This window comes from Ramlibacter sp. (genome assembly GCF_050250995.1).
Classification (GTDB): domain Bacteria; phylum Pseudomonadota; class Gammaproteobacteria; order Burkholderiales; family Burkholderiaceae_C; genus Ramlibacter.
On sequence record NZ_JBFWNP010000055.1, the window covers coordinates 18,931 to 34,880 of the forward strand.

Below are 15,950 nucleotides of genomic sequence, written 5' to 3' on the forward strand. Positions count from 1 at the left end.
GTCAGGCCCGGTCCGCCACGCGCTCGCCGAGCAGGCCCGAGGGCCGCAGCGTGAGCATGACGATCAGCACGATGAAGGCGAAGATGTCCGCGTAGTGGCTGCCCAGCACGCCGCCGGTGAGGATGCCGATGTAGCCGGAGCCGATGGCCTCGATCAGCCCGAGCAGGAGGCCGCCCACCACCGCGCCCGCGAGGTTGCCGATGCCGCCGAACACCGCCGCCGTGAAGGCCTTGAGCCCGGGCAGGAAGCCCATGGTGTGCTGCACCGTGCCGTAGTTCGACGCGTACATCACGCCCGCGATGGTCGCGAGGATGGCGCCGATGACGAAGGTCGCGGAGATCACCATGTCGGGCTTCACGCCCATGAGGGCGGCGACGCGCGGATTCTCGGCCGTCGCCCGCATCGCGCGGCCGAGGCGCGTGTAGTTCACCAGGTACATCAGCACCGCGAGCGAGATGGCGGTGACGCCCAGGATCATGATCTGCGTGGGCGTGATCACCGCGCCGCCGACGTGGATCGGCGCGGCCGGCAGCAAGGTCGGGTACGGCTTGTAGTTCGGCTTGAAGATGATCATCGCGAGCGTCTGCAGCAGGATGGACATCCCGATCGCGGTGATGAGCGGCGCGAGCTTGGGGCTGTTGCGCAGCGGTCGATAGGCGACCTTCTCGATCACGAAGTTGAGCGCCGCGGCGACGATGCACGCGATGATCGTCGCCAGCAGCAGGACGAGCCAGCCCGGCAGCCCCGGCATCGACTCCTGCATCGTGACGATGATCGACCAGCTGGTGAGCGCGCCCACCATCAGCACCTCGCCGTGCGCGAAGTTGATCAGGTTGATGATGCCGTACACCATGGTGTAGCCGAGGGCCACCAGGGCATACATGCTGCCGAGGACCAGACCGTTGATGATCTGCTGCAGCAGGATTTCCATATCGGGTTTCTCCGTTTTGCCATTCGCTAGCAAAAAACCCGCCATGCGCGCACGACGGGTTTGGCGTCGGATTGTAGCCAGCGGGGCTGACGCCTCCGTCTCCCGGGCGACGGGGGTTTTCCCTCTATACGTCGCCGCCTTGCGCCTTGGCCTGCGCGTTGCGCCGCGCGAGTTCGGCGATCTTCTCCCCGATCCTGATCTCCAGCCCGCGCGCCACGGGCCGGTAGAAGCCCGGGGGCTTCATGCCGTCCGGCAGGTAGGTCTCGCCCGCGGCGAACGCGCCCTCCTCGTCGTGCGCATAGCGGTAGTCACGGCCGTAGTCGAGGTCCTTCATCAGCTTCGTCGGCGCGTTTCGCAGGTGCAGCGGCACGGGGCGCGTGCCCTCCTTGCGCACCAGGGCGCGGGCCTGGTTCCAGGCCTTGTAGACCGCGTTCGACTTGGGCGCGACGGCGAGATACAGCACGCATTCGGCCAGCGCGAGCTCGCCCTCGGGCGTGCCCAGGCGCTCGTAGACCTCCGCCGCATCGAGCGCGATGCGAAGCGCGCGCGGATCGGCCAGGCCGATGTCCTCCACCGCCATGCGGATCATCCGGCGCGCCATGTAGCGCGGGTCCGCGCCGCCATCGAGCATGCGCACGAACCAGTAAAGCGAGGCATCCGCGTCCGAGCCGCGCACCGACTTGTGCAGCGCGCTGATGGTGTCGTAGAACTGCTCGCCGCCCTTGTCGTAGCGGCGCATCCGCTCGCCGAGCACCTTCAGCAGCCACGCATCCGAAATCTCCTCGCGCTTCTCCTTGCGCGCGGCGACGGCGAGCGTCTCGAGGGTGTTCAGCATCCGCCGCGCATCGCCGTCCGCATACGCGACGAGCCGGTCGCGCGCGGCCGGCTCGATCGCCGGCACGCCGCCCGTCTCGTGCGCCTTCTCGGCGATGCGCTGCAGATCGTCCTCGCCCAGCGGCTGCAGCACGTACACCGCCGCGCGCGACAGGAGCGCCGAATTCACTTCGAACGACGGGTTCTCGGTGGTCGCGCCGATGAAGGTGAACAGGCCCGATTCGACGTGAGGGAGAAACGCGTCCTGCTGGCTCTTGTTGAAGCGGTGGACCTCGTCGACGAAGACGATGGTGCGCCGGCCGTGCGCCTGCGCGACAAGCGCCTGCTCCACCGCCTCCCGGATGTCCTTCACTCCGCCCAGGACGGCGCTGATGGTGATGAACTGCGCATCGAATGCCTCGGCCATCAGCCGCGCGATGGTCGTCTTGCCCGTTCCGGGCGGCCCCCAGAGGATGCAGCTGTGCGGCTCGCCCGACTCGAAGGCGATCCGCAGCGCCATGCCCTCGCCCAGCAGATGCTGCTGGCCGACGACTTCGGCGAGGGTCCGGGGCCTGAGTTTCTCGGCGAGGGGAGGATGCGTGGTGCTCATGGCGTCGCCGGGTGGGTCATATGTCGCGTCATTTCGACCAAAGTCTAGTGCGGCCAAGGTCTGCGCGGGCTACGCTGCCCGGCACGCTATCGTTTCAGGGATGCAAATGTCGGCACCAGCACCGTCCGCTCCGGCCTCACCGCCTTCACCCGAAGTCCGCGCGCTCGTCCACGCCTGCGGCTCGCACATGCAGGCGGCGAATCCGCACGAGCTGCACGCGGCTTTCAGCCCCGCGCCGGGCAGCGACCCCACGGCCGAACAGCTCGAAGCCGTCTACGCCACCGCCACCGGCCTGTGCGACGAAGGCAACTACCGTTTCGCGGTGGCGCTGGCCCTGCACCTCACCACCTACCGCCCCCGCGAGCCCCGGTTCAGCTTCCTCGCCGGCACCTGCATGCAGCAGCTGGGCGCGCATTCGAACGCGGCGCGCTTCTTCTGCTTCGCCCTGATCCATGGCGGGGACAACCCCGCGGTGCTCTACCGGCTCGGCGAATGCCTGCTGGCCCTGGGCGACAAGGACAACGCCGAGAAGGCCCTCGAGGCCGCGCTCGACGTCGCGCGCGAGGTCGACGGCAGCCATCGGGTGCAGTCGGTGTCGCAGGATCTCATCGCCGCGATCCGGGCCGGCTCGGCGCCGGGTCGCCCCGCAACCTGAGGAACGAAGAAATGAATCCCCTCTCCGGCTCCCCTGTCCCCGGCTCGATATTCAAGAGCCTCGACACGGGCCCAGGCTCGCCACGGTTCGAAGGCCCGAAGGATGCGCGCGCGCTCGGCATCGATCAGCACACGATGCGCTATCCCGGCGCGCCCTCCGCAGCAGTCGCCGAGCTCGCGCGCGGTGTCCTGGGGCACGACGACACCATGGAGCGCCTCGTGCGCGACTGCTGCGAGCAGCTCCAGTTGCCGCTGCACACTTTCCCCGCCGCCGAGTTCTGAGAAGCCGAGCCTTCAGTTCTTCACCAGATCCGCGCCCGACGGCGGCGTGAAGACGAAGGCGGTGGCCGGCAGGCTCGTGTTCAGCTCCATCTTCGTGAAGGTCAGCACCGAGCGCTGGCCGAAGCCGTCCATCATGTCCAGCGCGGCGAGGTCATTGCCCCGAAAGCCGATCTTCACGCTGTGGACCTGCCCCTCTTTCTGCTTCGGCGTGGCCTGCACCCACTGCATGCCGTTGGCATCCGGCAGCGCCTGCAGGTCGAAATCGCGGCGCATCGCCGAGAGGTCCGACGACGCCGCAATGAGCGCCGCCGGCGTGGAAGCCAGCACCTTTTCCTGACTGCGCTGCGACACCTGGTTCAGGTCGACGTCGTGCAACCACAGCGTCTTGCCGTCGGCCACGATGGTCTGCTGGAAGGGCTTGGCGTAGGTGAAGCGAAAGCGGTTGGGCCGCGAGAATTCGAAGGTGCCGGTCGAATTCCGGGTGCGGACCTGTCCGTCCTTCGCGGGTGAAGTCACCACCTGCGTGAACTCGGCCCTGCCGCTCTTCGCGGTCTTGACGAAATTCTCCAGGGATTCCAGGGCCCCGGCGTGCGCCGCGGACGAAAGGGCGGCGACGCCGGCGAGCACGAAGGATGCGAATGCTTTTTTCATAAGGACTGCCATTGTCGATGGAGTCCCCGGCCAGCGGCGAAGTTCGTTACCGAACGTTGCCGTCGGCCAAATTCGACTATTCCGCCCGAGCCGGCGACAGGATCTCGCGCTGTCCCCGCCCGTTCATCGCGCTCACCAGCCCGGCCTTTTCCATCGCTTCGAGCAGATTCGCGGCCTTGTTGTAGCCGATCGAGAGGTGCCGCTGCACGAGCGAGATGCTCGCCTTCTGGTTCTTCAGCACGATTTCCACCGCCCGGTCGTACATCGGATCGGCCTCGCCGCCGCTTTCGCCGCCGACGCCCGGCACGCCGTCTTCGCCGTCGACCGTGCCGCCTTCGAGCACGCCCTCGATGTAGTTCGGCTCGCCGCCCTGCTCCTTGAGGTAAGCGACGACGCGGTGGACCTCCTCGTCGCTCACGAAGGCGCCGTGGACGCGCACGGGCAGGCCCGTGCCGCTCGCCATGTACAGCATGTCGCCCATACCGAGCAGCGCCTCGGCGCCCATCTGGTCGAGGATGGTGCGGCTGTCGATCTTGCTCGACACCTGGAACGCGATGCGCGTCGGGATGTTCGCCTTGATGAGGCCGGTGATGACGTCGACGCTCGGCCGCTGCGTGGCGAGGATCAGGTGGATGCCCGCCGCGCGCGCCTTCTGCGCGAGCCGCGCGATCAGCTCTTCGATCTTCTTGCCCACGACCATCATCAGGTCGGCGAGTTCGTCGATCACGACCACGATGTAGGGCAGCTTCTCGAGCGGCTCCGGGCTGTCGGGCGTGAGGGAGAACGGGTTGTGGATGAATTCCCCCTTGGCCTTCGCATCGTCGATCTTGACGTTGTAGCCCGAGAGGTTGCGCACGCCCATCTTGCTCATGAGCTTGTAGCGGCGCTCCATCTCCATCACGCACCAGTTGAGGCCGTTGGCGGCCTGGCGCATGTCGGTCACCACGGGCGCGAGCAGGTGCGGAATGCCCTCGTAGACCGACATCTCCAGCATCTTCGGGTCGATCATGAGCAAGCGGACGTCGCGCGCCTCGGCCTTGTACAGCAGGCTCAGGATCATCGCGTTGATGCCGACCGACTTGCCCGAGCCGGTGGTGCCCGCCACGAGCACGTGCGGCATCTTCGCGAGGTCGGCCACGATGGGTTTGCCCACGATGTCCTTGCCGAGCCCGAGCGTCAGCAGCGACTTGCCGTCGTTGTACACGTGGGAGCCCAGGATCTCGGAGAGGCGGATCGACTGCCGCTTCGCATTGGGCAGTTCGAGCGCCATGTAGTTCTTGCCGGGGATCGTCTCGATCACGCGGATGGAGACCAGCGACAGCGAACGCGCCAGGTCCTTGGCGAGGTTGACGATCTGCGAGCCCTTCACGCCGGTGGCGGGCTCGATCTCGTAGCGCGTGATGACCGGGCCGGGCGATGCGGCCACCACGCGTACCTCGACGCCGAAGTCCTTGAGCTTTTTCTCGATGAGCCGCGAGGTCATCTCGAGCGTCTCGGGCGCGACCGTCTCCTGGCGGCTGCTCGCCGCGTCGAGCAGGTCGACCTGCGGCAGCTTCGAGTCGGGCAATTCGGTGAAGAGGGGTTTCTGGCGCTCCTTCGCGACCCGCTCGCTCTTGGGCACCTCGACGACGGCAGCCTCGATCAGCACGGGCTTGGGCGGATGCTCCTCGATCTCGACGCGCTGCTCGTGGACGACCTCCTCGCGCTCGCGCGCGGCCTGCTGGCCCAGCGCCACGTCCTCGGCGATCTCGCGCTGTTCACGGCGCGATGCGATCGCGCCGTCGATGGCGGCGCCGATGCGCTCGGCCACGTGGCTCCAGGAGAACCGGAACACCACGGCCGCCGCGACGACCAGGAGGGCGACGAACACCAGCCCCGAGCCGGCGAAGCCGAGCCACTTCAGCCCGAGCGGGCCCATGAGGTAGCCGAGCACGCCGCCCGCGCGGTCGGGCAGCAGTCCCTCGAAGCGATGAAGCCGCGACCATTCGAGACCGGAACTCGCCGCGAGCAGCAGGGCCAGGCCGAGCCAGAACGCCCAGTGCGACTGCAGCCAACCGCGCTTCGCGGGCGCCTCGGCGGGCTCGTCCGCCCGCATCCACTTCGCCAGCGCCGCCAGCCAGCCGCGCACCCCGGCGGCCACGCACCACCAGGCCGAGAAGCCGAGGAGGAAGTAGCTCGCATCCGCCAGCCAGGCGCCCCCGCGGCCGCCCCAGTTGCGGACGATGCCGCCGTTGCCGGAGGTGGAGAAAGAGGGGTCGATGGGCGAGTAGCTCGCGAGCGCCAGCACCCAGAACACGAGGCCTGCGGCGCCGAGGACGAGGGTGAGTTCGTGGGTGAAGCGGGTGGCGCCGGCGCGGGGGGCGGCAAGGACCGCGGGATCTTTCAGTGCGTCGAGCGAATACGTCATGAACCCGTATTGTCAAGCCACGCCGCGCGCGAATCCAGCCCCATTCATCACCCGAGCGTGTTGAGGCGGTCCTTGACGACCATGGAGCCGTCCTCGCGCGTCTCGATGAAGCCGCGGTCCTCGAGGTCCTTCATCACGCGGCTGACCATCTCGCGCGACGCACCGACCATCTTGGCGATGTCCTGGCGCGAGATGCGCTCGCGGATCACCATCTGGTTGTCCTTGTCGGGCTGCGCGAATTCGAGCAGCGAGCGCGCGACGCGCCCGTACACGTCCATCAGGGCGAGCGACTCGATCTTGCGGTCGGCCGCGCGCAGGCGCTGCACCAGCCCGCGCATGACCGCGTACGCCATCGAGCTGTTCTCGGGCAGGCAGCGGGCGAACTCGGCGCGGCCCAGCGTGAGCATGTCGGTCTGCACCTCGGCGCGCACCGTGGCCGAATGCGGCTCGTTGTCGATCAGGCTCATCTCCCCGATGTAGTCGCCTGGGTTGAGCGTGGCCAGGATCACCTCGCGGCCGCGCTTGTCGGCCGTGACCACGCGAACGCGGCCGGTCAGGATGATGAAGAGCGTGTTGGACTTCTCGCCCTGTTCCACGATCGTCTCGCCGCGCTTGAACCGGCGCTTGATCACCGCATCCGCGACCGACTCCGCCTGGCCGGAGGTCAGCAGCGCGAACAGGGGCACGCGGCGGATCAGCTCCAGATTGGAGAGCATCGACATGTCTTGTTGTCCTTCTGGCGAGGGCGCTGCGATGGCTTCTTACAATCGCCGGGATTGATGCAGGCACGCGGCGCGGGCGCCCCTCGCGGTTGATACTTGCCGAACCGGACAGAAATGTACACCGACCTGTGGCGTTTCCCACACAGGGCTCCTTCGAAGATCCTTCACCATGAACGCTCAACACGCCAAAGTCCTGATCCTCGGCTCCGGCCCCGCCGGCTACACCGCCGCCATCTATGCCGCGCGCGCCAACCTGAAGCCGTTGCTCGTCACCGGCATCGCTCAGGGCGGCCAGCTCATGACGACGACCGAGGTCGACAACTGGCCCGCCGACGTCAACGGCGTGCAGGGCCCCGAGCTGATGGCACGGTTCCAGGAGCATGCCGAGCGCTTCAACACCGAGATCGTCTTCGACCACATCAACACAGTCGACGTCGCGCAGCGGCCGTTCCGCCTGAAGGGCGAAAGCGGCGAATACACCTGCGACGCGCTGATCGTGGCAACCGGCGCGTCGGCGCGCTACCTCGGCCTGCCGTCCGAGACCGCCTTCATGGGCAAGGGCGTGAGCGCCTGCGCGACCTGCGACGGCTTCTTCTACCGCGACCAGGTCACCTGCGTGATCGGCGGCGGCAACACCGCGGTGGAGGAGGCGCTGTACCTTTCGAACATCGCGAGCAAGGTCTACCTCGTGCATCGCCGCGACAAGTTCCGCGCCGAGCCCATCCTGGTGGACAAGATGATGGAGAAGGTGCAGCAGGGCAAGATCGAGCTGAAGACGTTCAAGACGCTCGACGAGGTGCTGGGCGACGCCACCGGCGTCACCGGCGTGCGCCTGAAGGACACGAAGACCGGCGAGACGGAGGATGTGAAGCTGCAGGGCTGCTTCATCGCCATCGGTCACTCGCCGAACACCGAGATTTTCAGTGGCAAGCTCGAGATGAAGGACGGCTACATCCTCACGAAGTCGGGGCTGAACGGCTTCGCGACCATGACCAGCGTGCCCGGCGTCTTCGCGGCCGGCGACGTGCAGGACCACATCTATCGCCAGGCGATCACCAGCGCCGGGACGGGCTGCATGGCGGCGCTGGATGCGCAGCGGTTCCTCGAGCAGGACGCCTGAGCCGGCGGCGGGCTATAATCGCTGGCTTTGCTGGACGCACCCCGTCCGGCCGGACACCGCCCCCGTCGTGGCGAGGTGAGCCCGGGTCCCTTGCAGGAGCCGGGCGGATTCATGAAAGAGGTGCTGCAATGGCACGCGTCTGCGAAGTCACGGGCAAGGGCCCGATGGTCGGGAACAACGTTTCCCACGCCAACAACAAAACCAAGCGCCGGTTCCTGCCGAACCTGCAAAGCCGCCGTTTCTTCATCGAGAGCGAAAACCGCTGGGTGCGCCTGCGCGTCACCAATGCCGCGCTGCGCCTGATCGACAAGAACGGCATCGAGAGCGTGCTCGCGGACATGCGCGCCCGCGGCCAAGCCTAATCCCCGAGGAGCACACACCATGGCAAGCAGCAAAGGCGGTCGCGAGAAGATCAAGCTGGAATCGACGGCCGGCACCGGCCACTTCTACACGACCAGCAAGAACAAGAAGACGATGCCCGAGAAGATGTCGATCATGAAGTTCGACCCGAAGGCCCGCAAGCACGTCGAGTACAAGGAAATGAAGCTGAAGTGATTCGGCTCGCGTTCCAGGAAAAAAGCCCCGCATCGCGGGGCTTTTTCTTTGGCGGGCCGGCAGGCGCGGGGACTTAGCGCCAGCGCGGATCGTCCGGGTGCCGGTCGCGGTTGTTGCGCACGCCGTCGCCGTCGCGGTCCTTGTCGCGGGCATTCGGGATGCCGTCGCCGTCACGGTCGTTGCGCTGGCGATAGACCTGGTTTCCCGTGTACGGATACTGGGCGCCGTTGAAGATCTGGCTGCCCAGGATGTAGGGCAAGCCCGCGTACACGCCTGCGTTGGCCGCGTTTTCCGCCGGGTAGTAGGGCGCGCTCGTGTTGCCGTTCGGGTCGACATACACGTGGGTGCAGAGGGGATGTCCCGACCAGCCCGAGGCGCAGTAAGGATTGTTCCGGTCCAGGTCCGTCGTCTGGGCCATGGCCGATCCGCCGGCCGCAAGCGCTCCCACCGTCATCAGGGAAAGCATGAGTTTTTTCATGGTGTGCTCCTTGCGGGAAATCCGCATGCCACCATTGAAAACCCCCGCCATGAAGCGGGGGTGTCGAAAGTGCGGAGAAACGTTGTCGGACGGTGACGGAATGTACCGTCCGACCGGGCTACCCGGCCGTGGGCCGGGCAACTCAGGCGTGCGCCGAGCGCAGCTTGAAGGAGAACTGGCGCAAGGCCTCCACGCCGCTTTCCTCGGCACGGCGGCACCACGCCTGCAGGTCGGCCGCGAGCTGTTCGCGGGACTGCGAGGTGTTCATCCACATCTGGCGCAGTTCTTCGCGCATGGTCGCCATCTTGTCGAGCGTCGGATGCGCGGCACGGGCTTCGGCCAGACGGGGACGCACCGCTGCCGGCACCTTGTCGTCGTCGCGGTGGAGCCAGCGCTTGGCGGCCTTCAGCACGGACAGGTCCTGCCCGCGCGCCTTGAGCGCCTCGATCTCGGTGGCGCAGGCCCGGCGCATCTCGCGGCCGTAGCCCGCCATCACCTCGTAGCGGTTGGCGATGACGGCCTCCAGGGTCTTCTCGTCGGCCACCGGACGCACCGTGCCGAGCTTGAGCTTGGGCGGCACCTTCTTGACCGTGGCCCAGCCGATGCTCTCCATCGCGCGGATGTAGACCCAGCCGATGTCGAACTCGTACTTCTTCACCGAGAACTTGGCCGAGGTCGGGTACGTGTGATGGTTGTTGTGCAGCTCTTCGCCGCCGATCAGCAGGCCCCAGGGCGAGATGTTGGTCGAGGCGTCGGGCGCCTCGAAATTACGGTAGCCCCAGTAGTGGCCGATGCCGTTGATGATGCCGGCCGCGGTGACCGGAATCCACGCCATCTGCACCGCCCACACGGCCAGGCCCGCCGCGCCGAAGAGCACGACGTTGATGATGAGCATGAGGCCCACGCCCTGCCAGCTGAAGCGCGAGTACAGGTTGCGCTCGATCCAGTCGTTCGGCGTGCCGTGGCCGAACTTGGCGATCGTCTCGGCGTTTTTCGCCTCGGCACGGTAGAGCTCGGCGCCCTTCCAGAACACGGTGTCGATGCCGCGGGTCTGCGGGCTGTGCGGATCGTCGGGCGTCTCGCACTTGGCGTGGTGCTTGCGGTGGATGGCGACCCATTCCTTCGTCACCATGCCCGTGCCGATCCAGAGCCAGAAGCGGAAGAAGTGCGAGGGAATCGCATGCAGGTCCATCGCCCGGTGCGCCTGGGCCCGGTGCAGGAAGATCGTGACGCTGGCGATGGTGATGTGGGTCGTCACCAGCGTGTACAGCACGATCTGCCACCACGAAAGTCCGGTGACGCCGTTCGCCAGGAAGTCGATCGCCGCGTTCAGCACGGCCCAGTCGGGTAGCAACATGGCTGTAGGAATCCTCTTTTAGAAAAAAGCAAACAAAGCTTGCCTGTAGTGGACCGATTTTAATCGGGGAGGTTCCGCACGGGCCTGGCCTTATTTACAGTTCAGTTGCGCTTCGTCAGCTTTCCCACACCGCCGCGAAGAACCCATCCGTGGCGTGCCGGTGCGGCCACAGGCGCAGGAATCGTCCGTCGGCGGTGCAAAGCCTGTCGGCGCGAGGCACCTTCAACTGGCCCAGCAGTTCGCCCACGTTCATGGGATGCATCGTCGGATGCGCCTCGGAGAAGGCCTGGGCGATGTTCTCGTTCTCCTCGGGCAGGAGGCTGCAGGTCGCATAGACGAGCCGCCCGCCCGGCTTCACGAGCCGCGCCGCGCTCGCCAGGATCGCCGTCTGCTTCGCCACGAGTTCCTGCACGGATTCGGGCGACTGGCGCCACTTCAGGTCCGGATTGCGGCGCAGCGTGCCGAGGCCGGAGCACGGCGCGTCCACCAGCACGCGGTCGAGCTTGCCGGCGAGGCGCTTCACCCGTTCGTCCCGCTCGTGCGCGATCGCGGCCGGATGCACGTTGCTGAGCTTGCTTCGCGCCAGGCGGGGCTTGAGCGCGTCGAGCCGGTGCGCCGAGACGTCGAATGCGTAGAGCCGCCCGGTGCTGCGCATCGCCGCGCCGAGCGCCAGCGTCTTGCCGCCGGCCCCCGCGCAGAAGTCCACCACCATCTGGCCGCGGCGGGCATCCGTGAGCAGCGCGAGCAGCTGGGAGCCCTCGTCCTGCACCTCGATCGCGCCGCGCGCGAACGCGTCGAGCTTCGTGAGCGGCGGCTTGCCCTCGATGCGCAATCCCCAGGGCGAATAGGGCGAGAGCTCCGCCTGGATGCCGGCCAGCTTCAGTTCCTTGCGCACGTCCTCTCGCTTGTCGGTCAGCGCATTCACCCGCAGGTCGAGCGGCGCGGGCTCGTTGAGGCTGTGCGCGAGCGGCCAGAAGTCTTCGCCGAGCTGCTGCCTGAGCGCGGTGGCGAGCCACTCGGGCAGGTTGTGGCGATGGCGGTCGAGCAGGTCCTTGTCCTGGACTTTCGCGCAGGCGTCGAGCCAGCCCTTTTCCTGCTCGTTCAGGGCGCTCATCAGGAAGTCGCGGCCGCCCGCGAAGCCGAGGATGGCCAGGCGCCGCTCGCGCGGACCGCTTCCCGACGCGGCCAGGTGCTCGAACAGCAGTTTGCGGCGCAGCACGGCATACGCGGTCTCCGCGAGCGTCGCGCGTTCGCGCGGTCCCAGCGATCGATGCTCGCGAAAATGGCGCGACACCACGGCATCGGCCGGATGCTCGAACCGCAGGACGTTCCTCACGAGCTCGGCGCAGGCGTCGAGCAGGGCTTTGGGATGCATGGGACTACGGCGCCGTCAAGAGTTGCGCGATGGCGCGCGGATAGATGAGGTGCTCCTGCGTCAGCACGCGCGCGGCCAGCGCGTCGGCCGTGTCGCCGGGCAGGATGGGCACGACGGCCTGCGAAAGGATCGGCCCATGGTCGAGCTCCGCCGTGACCTGGTGGACGGTCGCGCCGCCGAAGCGGCAGCCCGCGTCGATCGCGCGCTGGTGCGTATGCAGGCCGGGGAATGCCGGCAGCAAGGAAGGATGGATGTTGACCAGGCGTCCCTCGTAGCGGGCCACGAACGCGGGCGTGAGGATGCGCATGAAGCCGGCGAGGACGACGAGCGCGGGCCGGTGCTCGTCGATGCGCGCGGCGAGCGCCTCGTCGAAGGCTTCGCGGGAAGGGAAATCGCGGTGATTCACCACCGCCGTCGCGATGCCCTGCTCGCGTGCGAAGACGAGCCCCCCGGCATCGGCGCGGTTGCTGATGACGGCCGTCACCTTCGCGCCGAGCGCGCCCCGCCAGCCCTCGCGTTGCGAAGCGCGGACGATGGCCGCCATGTTGGAGCCGCCGCCGGAGATCAGAATGACGATGTTCTTCATTTGGAAGCCGCGATTATCCCAGCCGCATGAGACACCTCACATCCCTCGAAGCCCGCGTGCTCGGCACGCTCATGGAAAAGGCCCGCACCGTCCCGGACAGCTACCCGCTCTCGCTCAATGCGGTGGTGTCCGGCTGCAACCAGAAGTCGAGCCGCGACCCCGTCATGAATGCGAGCGAAGCCGAGGCGCAGGACGCGCTCGATTCGCTGAAGCAGCTCACGCTCGTCTTCCAGTCGAGCGGCAGCCGTGTCGCCCGCTGGGAGCACAATTTCCAGCGCGGCATCGGCGTGCCCGAACAGTCCGCCGTGCTGCTCGGCCTGCTGATGCTGCGCGGGCCGCAGACGGCGGGCGAGCTGCGCATCAACAGCGAGCGCTGGTACCGCTTCGCCGACATTTCGTCGGTCGAAGCGTTCCTCGAGGAGCTGCGCGAGCGTTCCGAGGAAAAAGGCGGCCCCCTCGTCGTGAAGCTGGCGCGTGCGCCCGGCATGCGCGAGCAGCGCTGGGCGCACCTGCTGTGCGGCCCCGTCGAAGCCGGGGAGGAATTCGCGGCGCAACCGCAGGCGCGCGAAAGCGAAAACGGCGCGCTCGCCGCGCGCGTGGCCGCGCTGGAAGCGGAAGTCGCGACGCTGCGTGCAACACTCGCCAACGTGTGCGATCAACTTGGCTTGTCGCAACCCGGACAGCCGGAATCGAACGACCGTGCCTAAACTTCGCGACCCCCGGAGACCTTGAACATGGATCTTGCATTCACCCCCGAAGAGCAGAAATTTCGCGAAGATGTGCGCGCCTGGGTGCGCGACAACCTGCCGCAGGACATCGCGCACAAGGTTCACAATGCCTTGCGGCTGTCGCGCGACGACATGCAGCGCTGGGCGAAGATCCTCGGCAAGAAGGGCTGGCTCGGCTGGGGCTGGCCCCAGGAATTCGGCGGTCCCGGCTGGACCGCCGTGCAGAAGCACCTGTTCGAGGAAGAGGCCGCGCTCGCCGGTGCGCCGCGCGTCGTGCCTTTCGGCCCCGTGATGGTCGCGCCGGTCATCATGGCTTTCGGCTCGCCCGAGCAGCAGAAGCGCTTTCTACCCGGCATCGCGAGCGGTGAAGTGTGGTGGAGCCAGGGCTACAGCGAACCGGGCTCGGGCTCGGACCTCGCGAGCCTGAAGACTCGCGCCGAACGCAAGGGCGACAAGTACATCGTCAACGGCCAGAAGACCTGGACCACGCTCGCGCAGTACGGCGACTGGATCTTCTGCCTCGTGCGCACGTCGACCGAAGGCAAGCCGCAGACCGGCATCTCGTTCCTGCTGATCGACATGAAGACGCCCGGCGTGACCGTGCGGCCGATCATCATGCTCGACGGCGAGCACGAAGTGAACGAGGTGTTCTTCGACAACGTCGAGGTGCCGGCCGAGAACCTGATCGGCGAGGAGAACAAGGGCTGGACGTACGCGAAGCACCTGCTGTCGCACGAGCGCACCAACATCGCGGACGTGAACCGCGCCAAGCGCGAGCTCGAGCGCGTGAAGCGCATCGCCCAGGCCGAGGGCGTGTACGACGACCGCCGCTTCCGGGACGAAGTCGCCAAGCTCGAGGTCGACGTGATCGCGCTCGAGATGCTGGTGCTGCGCGTCCTCTCGGCCGAAAAGTCCGGCAAGAACCCGCTCGACATCGCCGGCCTCCTGAAGATCAAGGGCAGCGAGATCCAGCAGCGCTACACCGAACTCATGATGCTCGCGGCCGGCCCCTACGCCGTTCCCTTCATCCACGAGGCGATGGAGGCCGGCTGGCAGGGCGACTACGTCGGCGCCGCGCACTGCGCGCCGCTCGCGGCCAATTATTTCAACTATCGCAAGACCACGATCTACGGCGGCTCGAACGAAGTGCAACGCAACATCGTCGCGCAGACGGTGCTCGGCTGAGGAGGAGACACCATGGATTTCGATTTTTCCGACGACCAGCAGCAGTTGCGCGACGCGGTGCGCAAGTGGGTGGACCGCAGCTACGGCTTCGAGCGGCGCCGCGCGCTCGTGAAGGCCGGCGGCTTCGACCGCGCCGTCTACGGCGAGCTGGCGGAACTCGGCCTCACGGGCCTCTATGTGTCCGACGCGCACGGCGGGATGGGCATGGGACCGGTCGAGGCGATGGTCGCGATGGAGGAGCTCGGCCGCGGCATCGTGCTCGAGCCGCTCGGGCAGACGCTGGTCGCGAGCGGGGCGCTCGGCGCGTATGCGCCGGAGGACCTCAAGTCGAAGTGGCTGCCGAAGATCGCATCGGGCGAATCGCTCGTCGTGCTCGCGCATCAGGAACGCCGCACGCGCTATCGGCTCGATGGTTTCGAGACGCAGGGCGCGAAGTCGGGCGACGCATGGACCGTCACGGGCAGCAAGAGCATCGTCCCCGCGGGCGACAAGGCCGATGCCTTCATCGTGCCCGCGAGCGTGGACGGCAGGACGGCGCTGTTCCTGGTCGAACGCGAAGCGTCAGGCGTCGCCACACGCGGCTACCCGACGCAGGACGGAGGCCGCGCCGCCGAGGTCACTTTCAACAAGGCGCCCGCCTCCCTGATCGTGCTCGACGGCCAGGATGCGCTCGAGCATGCGGTGGACGTGGGCATCGCCGCTGTGTGCGCCGAAGCCGTTGGCGCGCTCGACAAGACGATGGAGCTCACCGTCGAGTACATGAACACGCGCAAGCAGTTCAACACGACGCTCGCGACCTTCCAGGCGCTGCGCCATCGCGTCGCCGACATGAAGATGCAGCTGGAGCTCGCACGCTCGATGAGCTATTACGCATCGCTGAAGCTGAACGCGCCTGCCGCCGAACGCCGCCGCGCGCTGGCGCGCGCCAAGTACCAGCTAGGCGTGTCCATGCGCTTCATCGGCCAGAACTCGGTGCAGCTGCACGGCGGCATCGGCGTGACCGACGAATACGTGGGCAGCCACTACTTCAAGAAGCTCACCGTGCTGGAGCTGACCTTCGGCGACACGCTGCATCACCTGGGAGAGGTGTCGCAGCGGATGCAGGATACGGCGGGGGTGTTCGCGTAGGGGCGCCGCACCTTAATTGGTTAATTGGGGTCAGATACGAATTTCCTTGGCGCTCCAAGGCTTCCTTCAGGCCGAGACCTCGTCCAGCAACGCCACGCACGGCCGGGCCGCGGCGCGATGGCTACGGCGTCGCTTTGAGGCCGCTGTCGCGGCCCCACGCGATCCCTCGCGCCGAGCAGCCTCACGGCCCGGCGCCATGAACTCGCTGCGAGTTTGCCAAGGCAAACTCTCCGCTCAAACAGCATGGCGCAGCTAGAAGACGTACGCGCTTCTCGATACGCGCCTGCCGGCGCTCTCGGAGAAGCGCTGGGCCGCGAGGCCGCTCGGCGCGAGCGCCTGTGCTTTACTCGCGCCGCGGCCCGGCCGTG

The 15,950-nt window shown here is 67.3% G+C and carries 16 protein-coding genes and 1 pseudogene; 8 read left to right on the plus strand and 9 right to left on the minus strand.

Features of this window, described 5'->3' with window-relative positions:
* Position 1: 1 nt before the first annotated feature.
* Both AB7E83_RS23820 and AB7E83_RS23825 read right to left on the minus strand, forming a co-directional pair.
* Complete coding sequence (locus AB7E83_RS23820; RefSeq protein WP_428573320.1) at positions 2-931, minus strand: branched-chain amino acid ABC transporter permease; 930 nt, start codon at positions 929-931, stop codon at positions 2-4.
* Positions 932-1,055: 124 nt separating this feature from the next.
* Positions 1,056-2,354, minus strand: coding sequence for a replication-associated recombination protein A (locus AB7E83_RS23825; protein ID WP_428573321.1), 1,299 nt, complete (start codon positions 2,352-2,354; stop codon positions 1,056-1,058).
* Positions 2,355-2,460: 106 nt separating this feature from the next.
* Here AB7E83_RS23825 and AB7E83_RS23830 point away from each other — a divergent pair, with 106 nt between their 5' ends.
* Both AB7E83_RS23830 and AB7E83_RS23835 read left to right on the plus strand, forming a co-directional pair.
* The gene (locus AB7E83_RS23830) at positions 2,461-3,009 is read left to right on the plus strand and encodes a tetratricopeptide repeat protein (RefSeq protein ID WP_428573322.1); all 549 of its coding nucleotides are present in this window, start codon (positions 2,461-2,463) and stop codon (positions 3,007-3,009) included.
* An 11-nt stretch (positions 3,010-3,020) separates the two neighbouring features.
* Positions 3,021-3,290 (plus strand): hypothetical protein, encoded by a 270-nt coding sequence (locus AB7E83_RS23835; RefSeq protein WP_428573323.1) that lies wholly within the window; start codon positions 3,021-3,023, stop codon positions 3,288-3,290.
* 12 nt (positions 3,291-3,302) lie between these two features.
* Here AB7E83_RS23835 and lolA read toward each other — a convergent pair whose 3' ends face one another.
* The 3 genes from lolA to AB7E83_RS23850 form a co-directional block, all read right to left on the minus strand.
* Complete coding sequence (gene lolA, locus AB7E83_RS23840; RefSeq protein ID WP_428573324.1) at positions 3,303-3,941, minus strand: outer membrane lipoprotein chaperone LolA; 639 nt, start codon at positions 3,939-3,941, stop codon at positions 3,303-3,305.
* Between the two features lie 76 nt (positions 3,942-4,017).
* Complete coding sequence (locus AB7E83_RS23845; protein WP_428573325.1) at positions 4,018-6,348, minus strand: DNA translocase FtsK; 2,331 nt, start codon at positions 6,346-6,348, stop codon at positions 4,018-4,020.
* Positions 6,349-6,395: 47 nt separating this feature from the next.
* The gene (locus tag AB7E83_RS23850) at positions 6,396-7,070 is read right to left on the minus strand and encodes a Crp/Fnr family transcriptional regulator (RefSeq protein ID WP_428573326.1); all 675 of its coding nucleotides are present in this window, start codon (positions 7,068-7,070) and stop codon (positions 6,396-6,398) included.
* Between the two features lie 169 nt (positions 7,071-7,239).
* On the opposite strand from AB7E83_RS23850, the gene trxB reads away from it, so the two are divergent.
* The 3 genes from trxB to rpmG all read left to right on the plus strand — a co-directional run bounded on the left by trxB (position 7,240) and on the right by rpmG (position 8,745).
* Positions 7,240-8,190: a thioredoxin-disulfide reductase gene (trxB, locus tag AB7E83_RS23855; RefSeq protein WP_428573327.1), complete on the plus strand. Its 951-nt coding sequence runs from the start codon at positions 7,240-7,242 to the stop codon at positions 8,188-8,190.
* Between the two features lie 128 nt (positions 8,191-8,318).
* Positions 8,319-8,552 carry a 50S ribosomal protein L28 gene (gene rpmB / locus AB7E83_RS23860; RefSeq protein ID WP_428573328.1) on the plus strand — a complete coding sequence of 78 codons (234 nt, stop codon included), beginning with the start codon at positions 8,319-8,321 and terminating at the stop codon, positions 8,550-8,552.
* Between the two features lie 19 nt (positions 8,553-8,571).
* A complete protein-coding gene (gene rpmG / locus AB7E83_RS23865; RefSeq protein ID WP_428573329.1) occupies positions 8,572-8,745 on the plus strand; it encodes a 50S ribosomal protein L33 in 174 nt (57 codons plus the stop codon).
* Between the two features lie 73 nt (positions 8,746-8,818).
* Here the strand turns inward: rpmG and AB7E83_RS23870 are convergent, their stop codons facing one another.
* The 4 genes from AB7E83_RS23870 to purN all read right to left on the minus strand — a co-directional run bounded on the left by AB7E83_RS23870 (position 8,819) and on the right by purN (position 12,541).
* A complete protein-coding gene (locus AB7E83_RS23870; RefSeq protein WP_428573330.1) occupies positions 8,819-9,223 on the minus strand; it encodes a hypothetical protein in 405 nt (134 codons plus the stop codon).
* A 142-nt stretch (positions 9,224-9,365) separates the two neighbouring features.
* Positions 9,366-10,580 carry a DesA family fatty acid desaturase gene (locus AB7E83_RS23875; protein WP_428573331.1) on the minus strand — a complete coding sequence of 405 codons (1,215 nt, stop codon included), beginning with the start codon at positions 10,578-10,580 and terminating at the stop codon, positions 9,366-9,368.
* Between the two features lie 115 nt (positions 10,581-10,695).
* The gene (locus AB7E83_RS23880; RefSeq protein ID WP_428573332.1) at positions 10,696-11,955 is read right to left on the minus strand and encodes an RsmB/NOP family class I SAM-dependent RNA methyltransferase; all 1,260 of its coding nucleotides are present in this window, start codon (positions 11,953-11,955) and stop codon (positions 10,696-10,698) included.
* Between the two features lie 4 nt (positions 11,956-11,959).
* A complete protein-coding gene (purN, locus tag AB7E83_RS23885) occupies positions 11,960-12,541 on the minus strand; it encodes a phosphoribosylglycinamide formyltransferase (RefSeq protein WP_428573333.1) in 582 nt (193 codons plus the stop codon).
* A gap of 26 nt (positions 12,542-12,567) precedes the next feature.
* Between purN and AB7E83_RS23890 the strand changes: the two genes are divergently transcribed.
* The 3 genes and pseudogenes from AB7E83_RS23890 to AB7E83_RS23900 all read left to right on the plus strand — a co-directional run.
* A complete protein-coding gene (locus AB7E83_RS23890) occupies positions 12,568-13,248 on the plus strand; it encodes a YceH family protein (RefSeq protein ID WP_428573334.1) in 681 nt (226 codons plus the stop codon).
* Between the two features lie 27 nt (positions 13,249-13,275).
* Positions 13,276-14,454 (plus strand): acyl-CoA dehydrogenase family protein, encoded by a 1,179-nt coding sequence (locus AB7E83_RS23895; protein ID WP_428573335.1) that lies wholly within the window; start codon positions 13,276-13,278, stop codon positions 14,452-14,454.
* Positions 14,455-14,466: 12 nt separating this feature from the next.
* Positions 14,467-15,540: pseudogene (locus AB7E83_RS23900) on the plus strand (acyl-CoA dehydrogenase family protein); the annotation flags it as partial.
* Between the last annotated feature and the right edge of the window lie 410 nt (positions 15,541-15,950).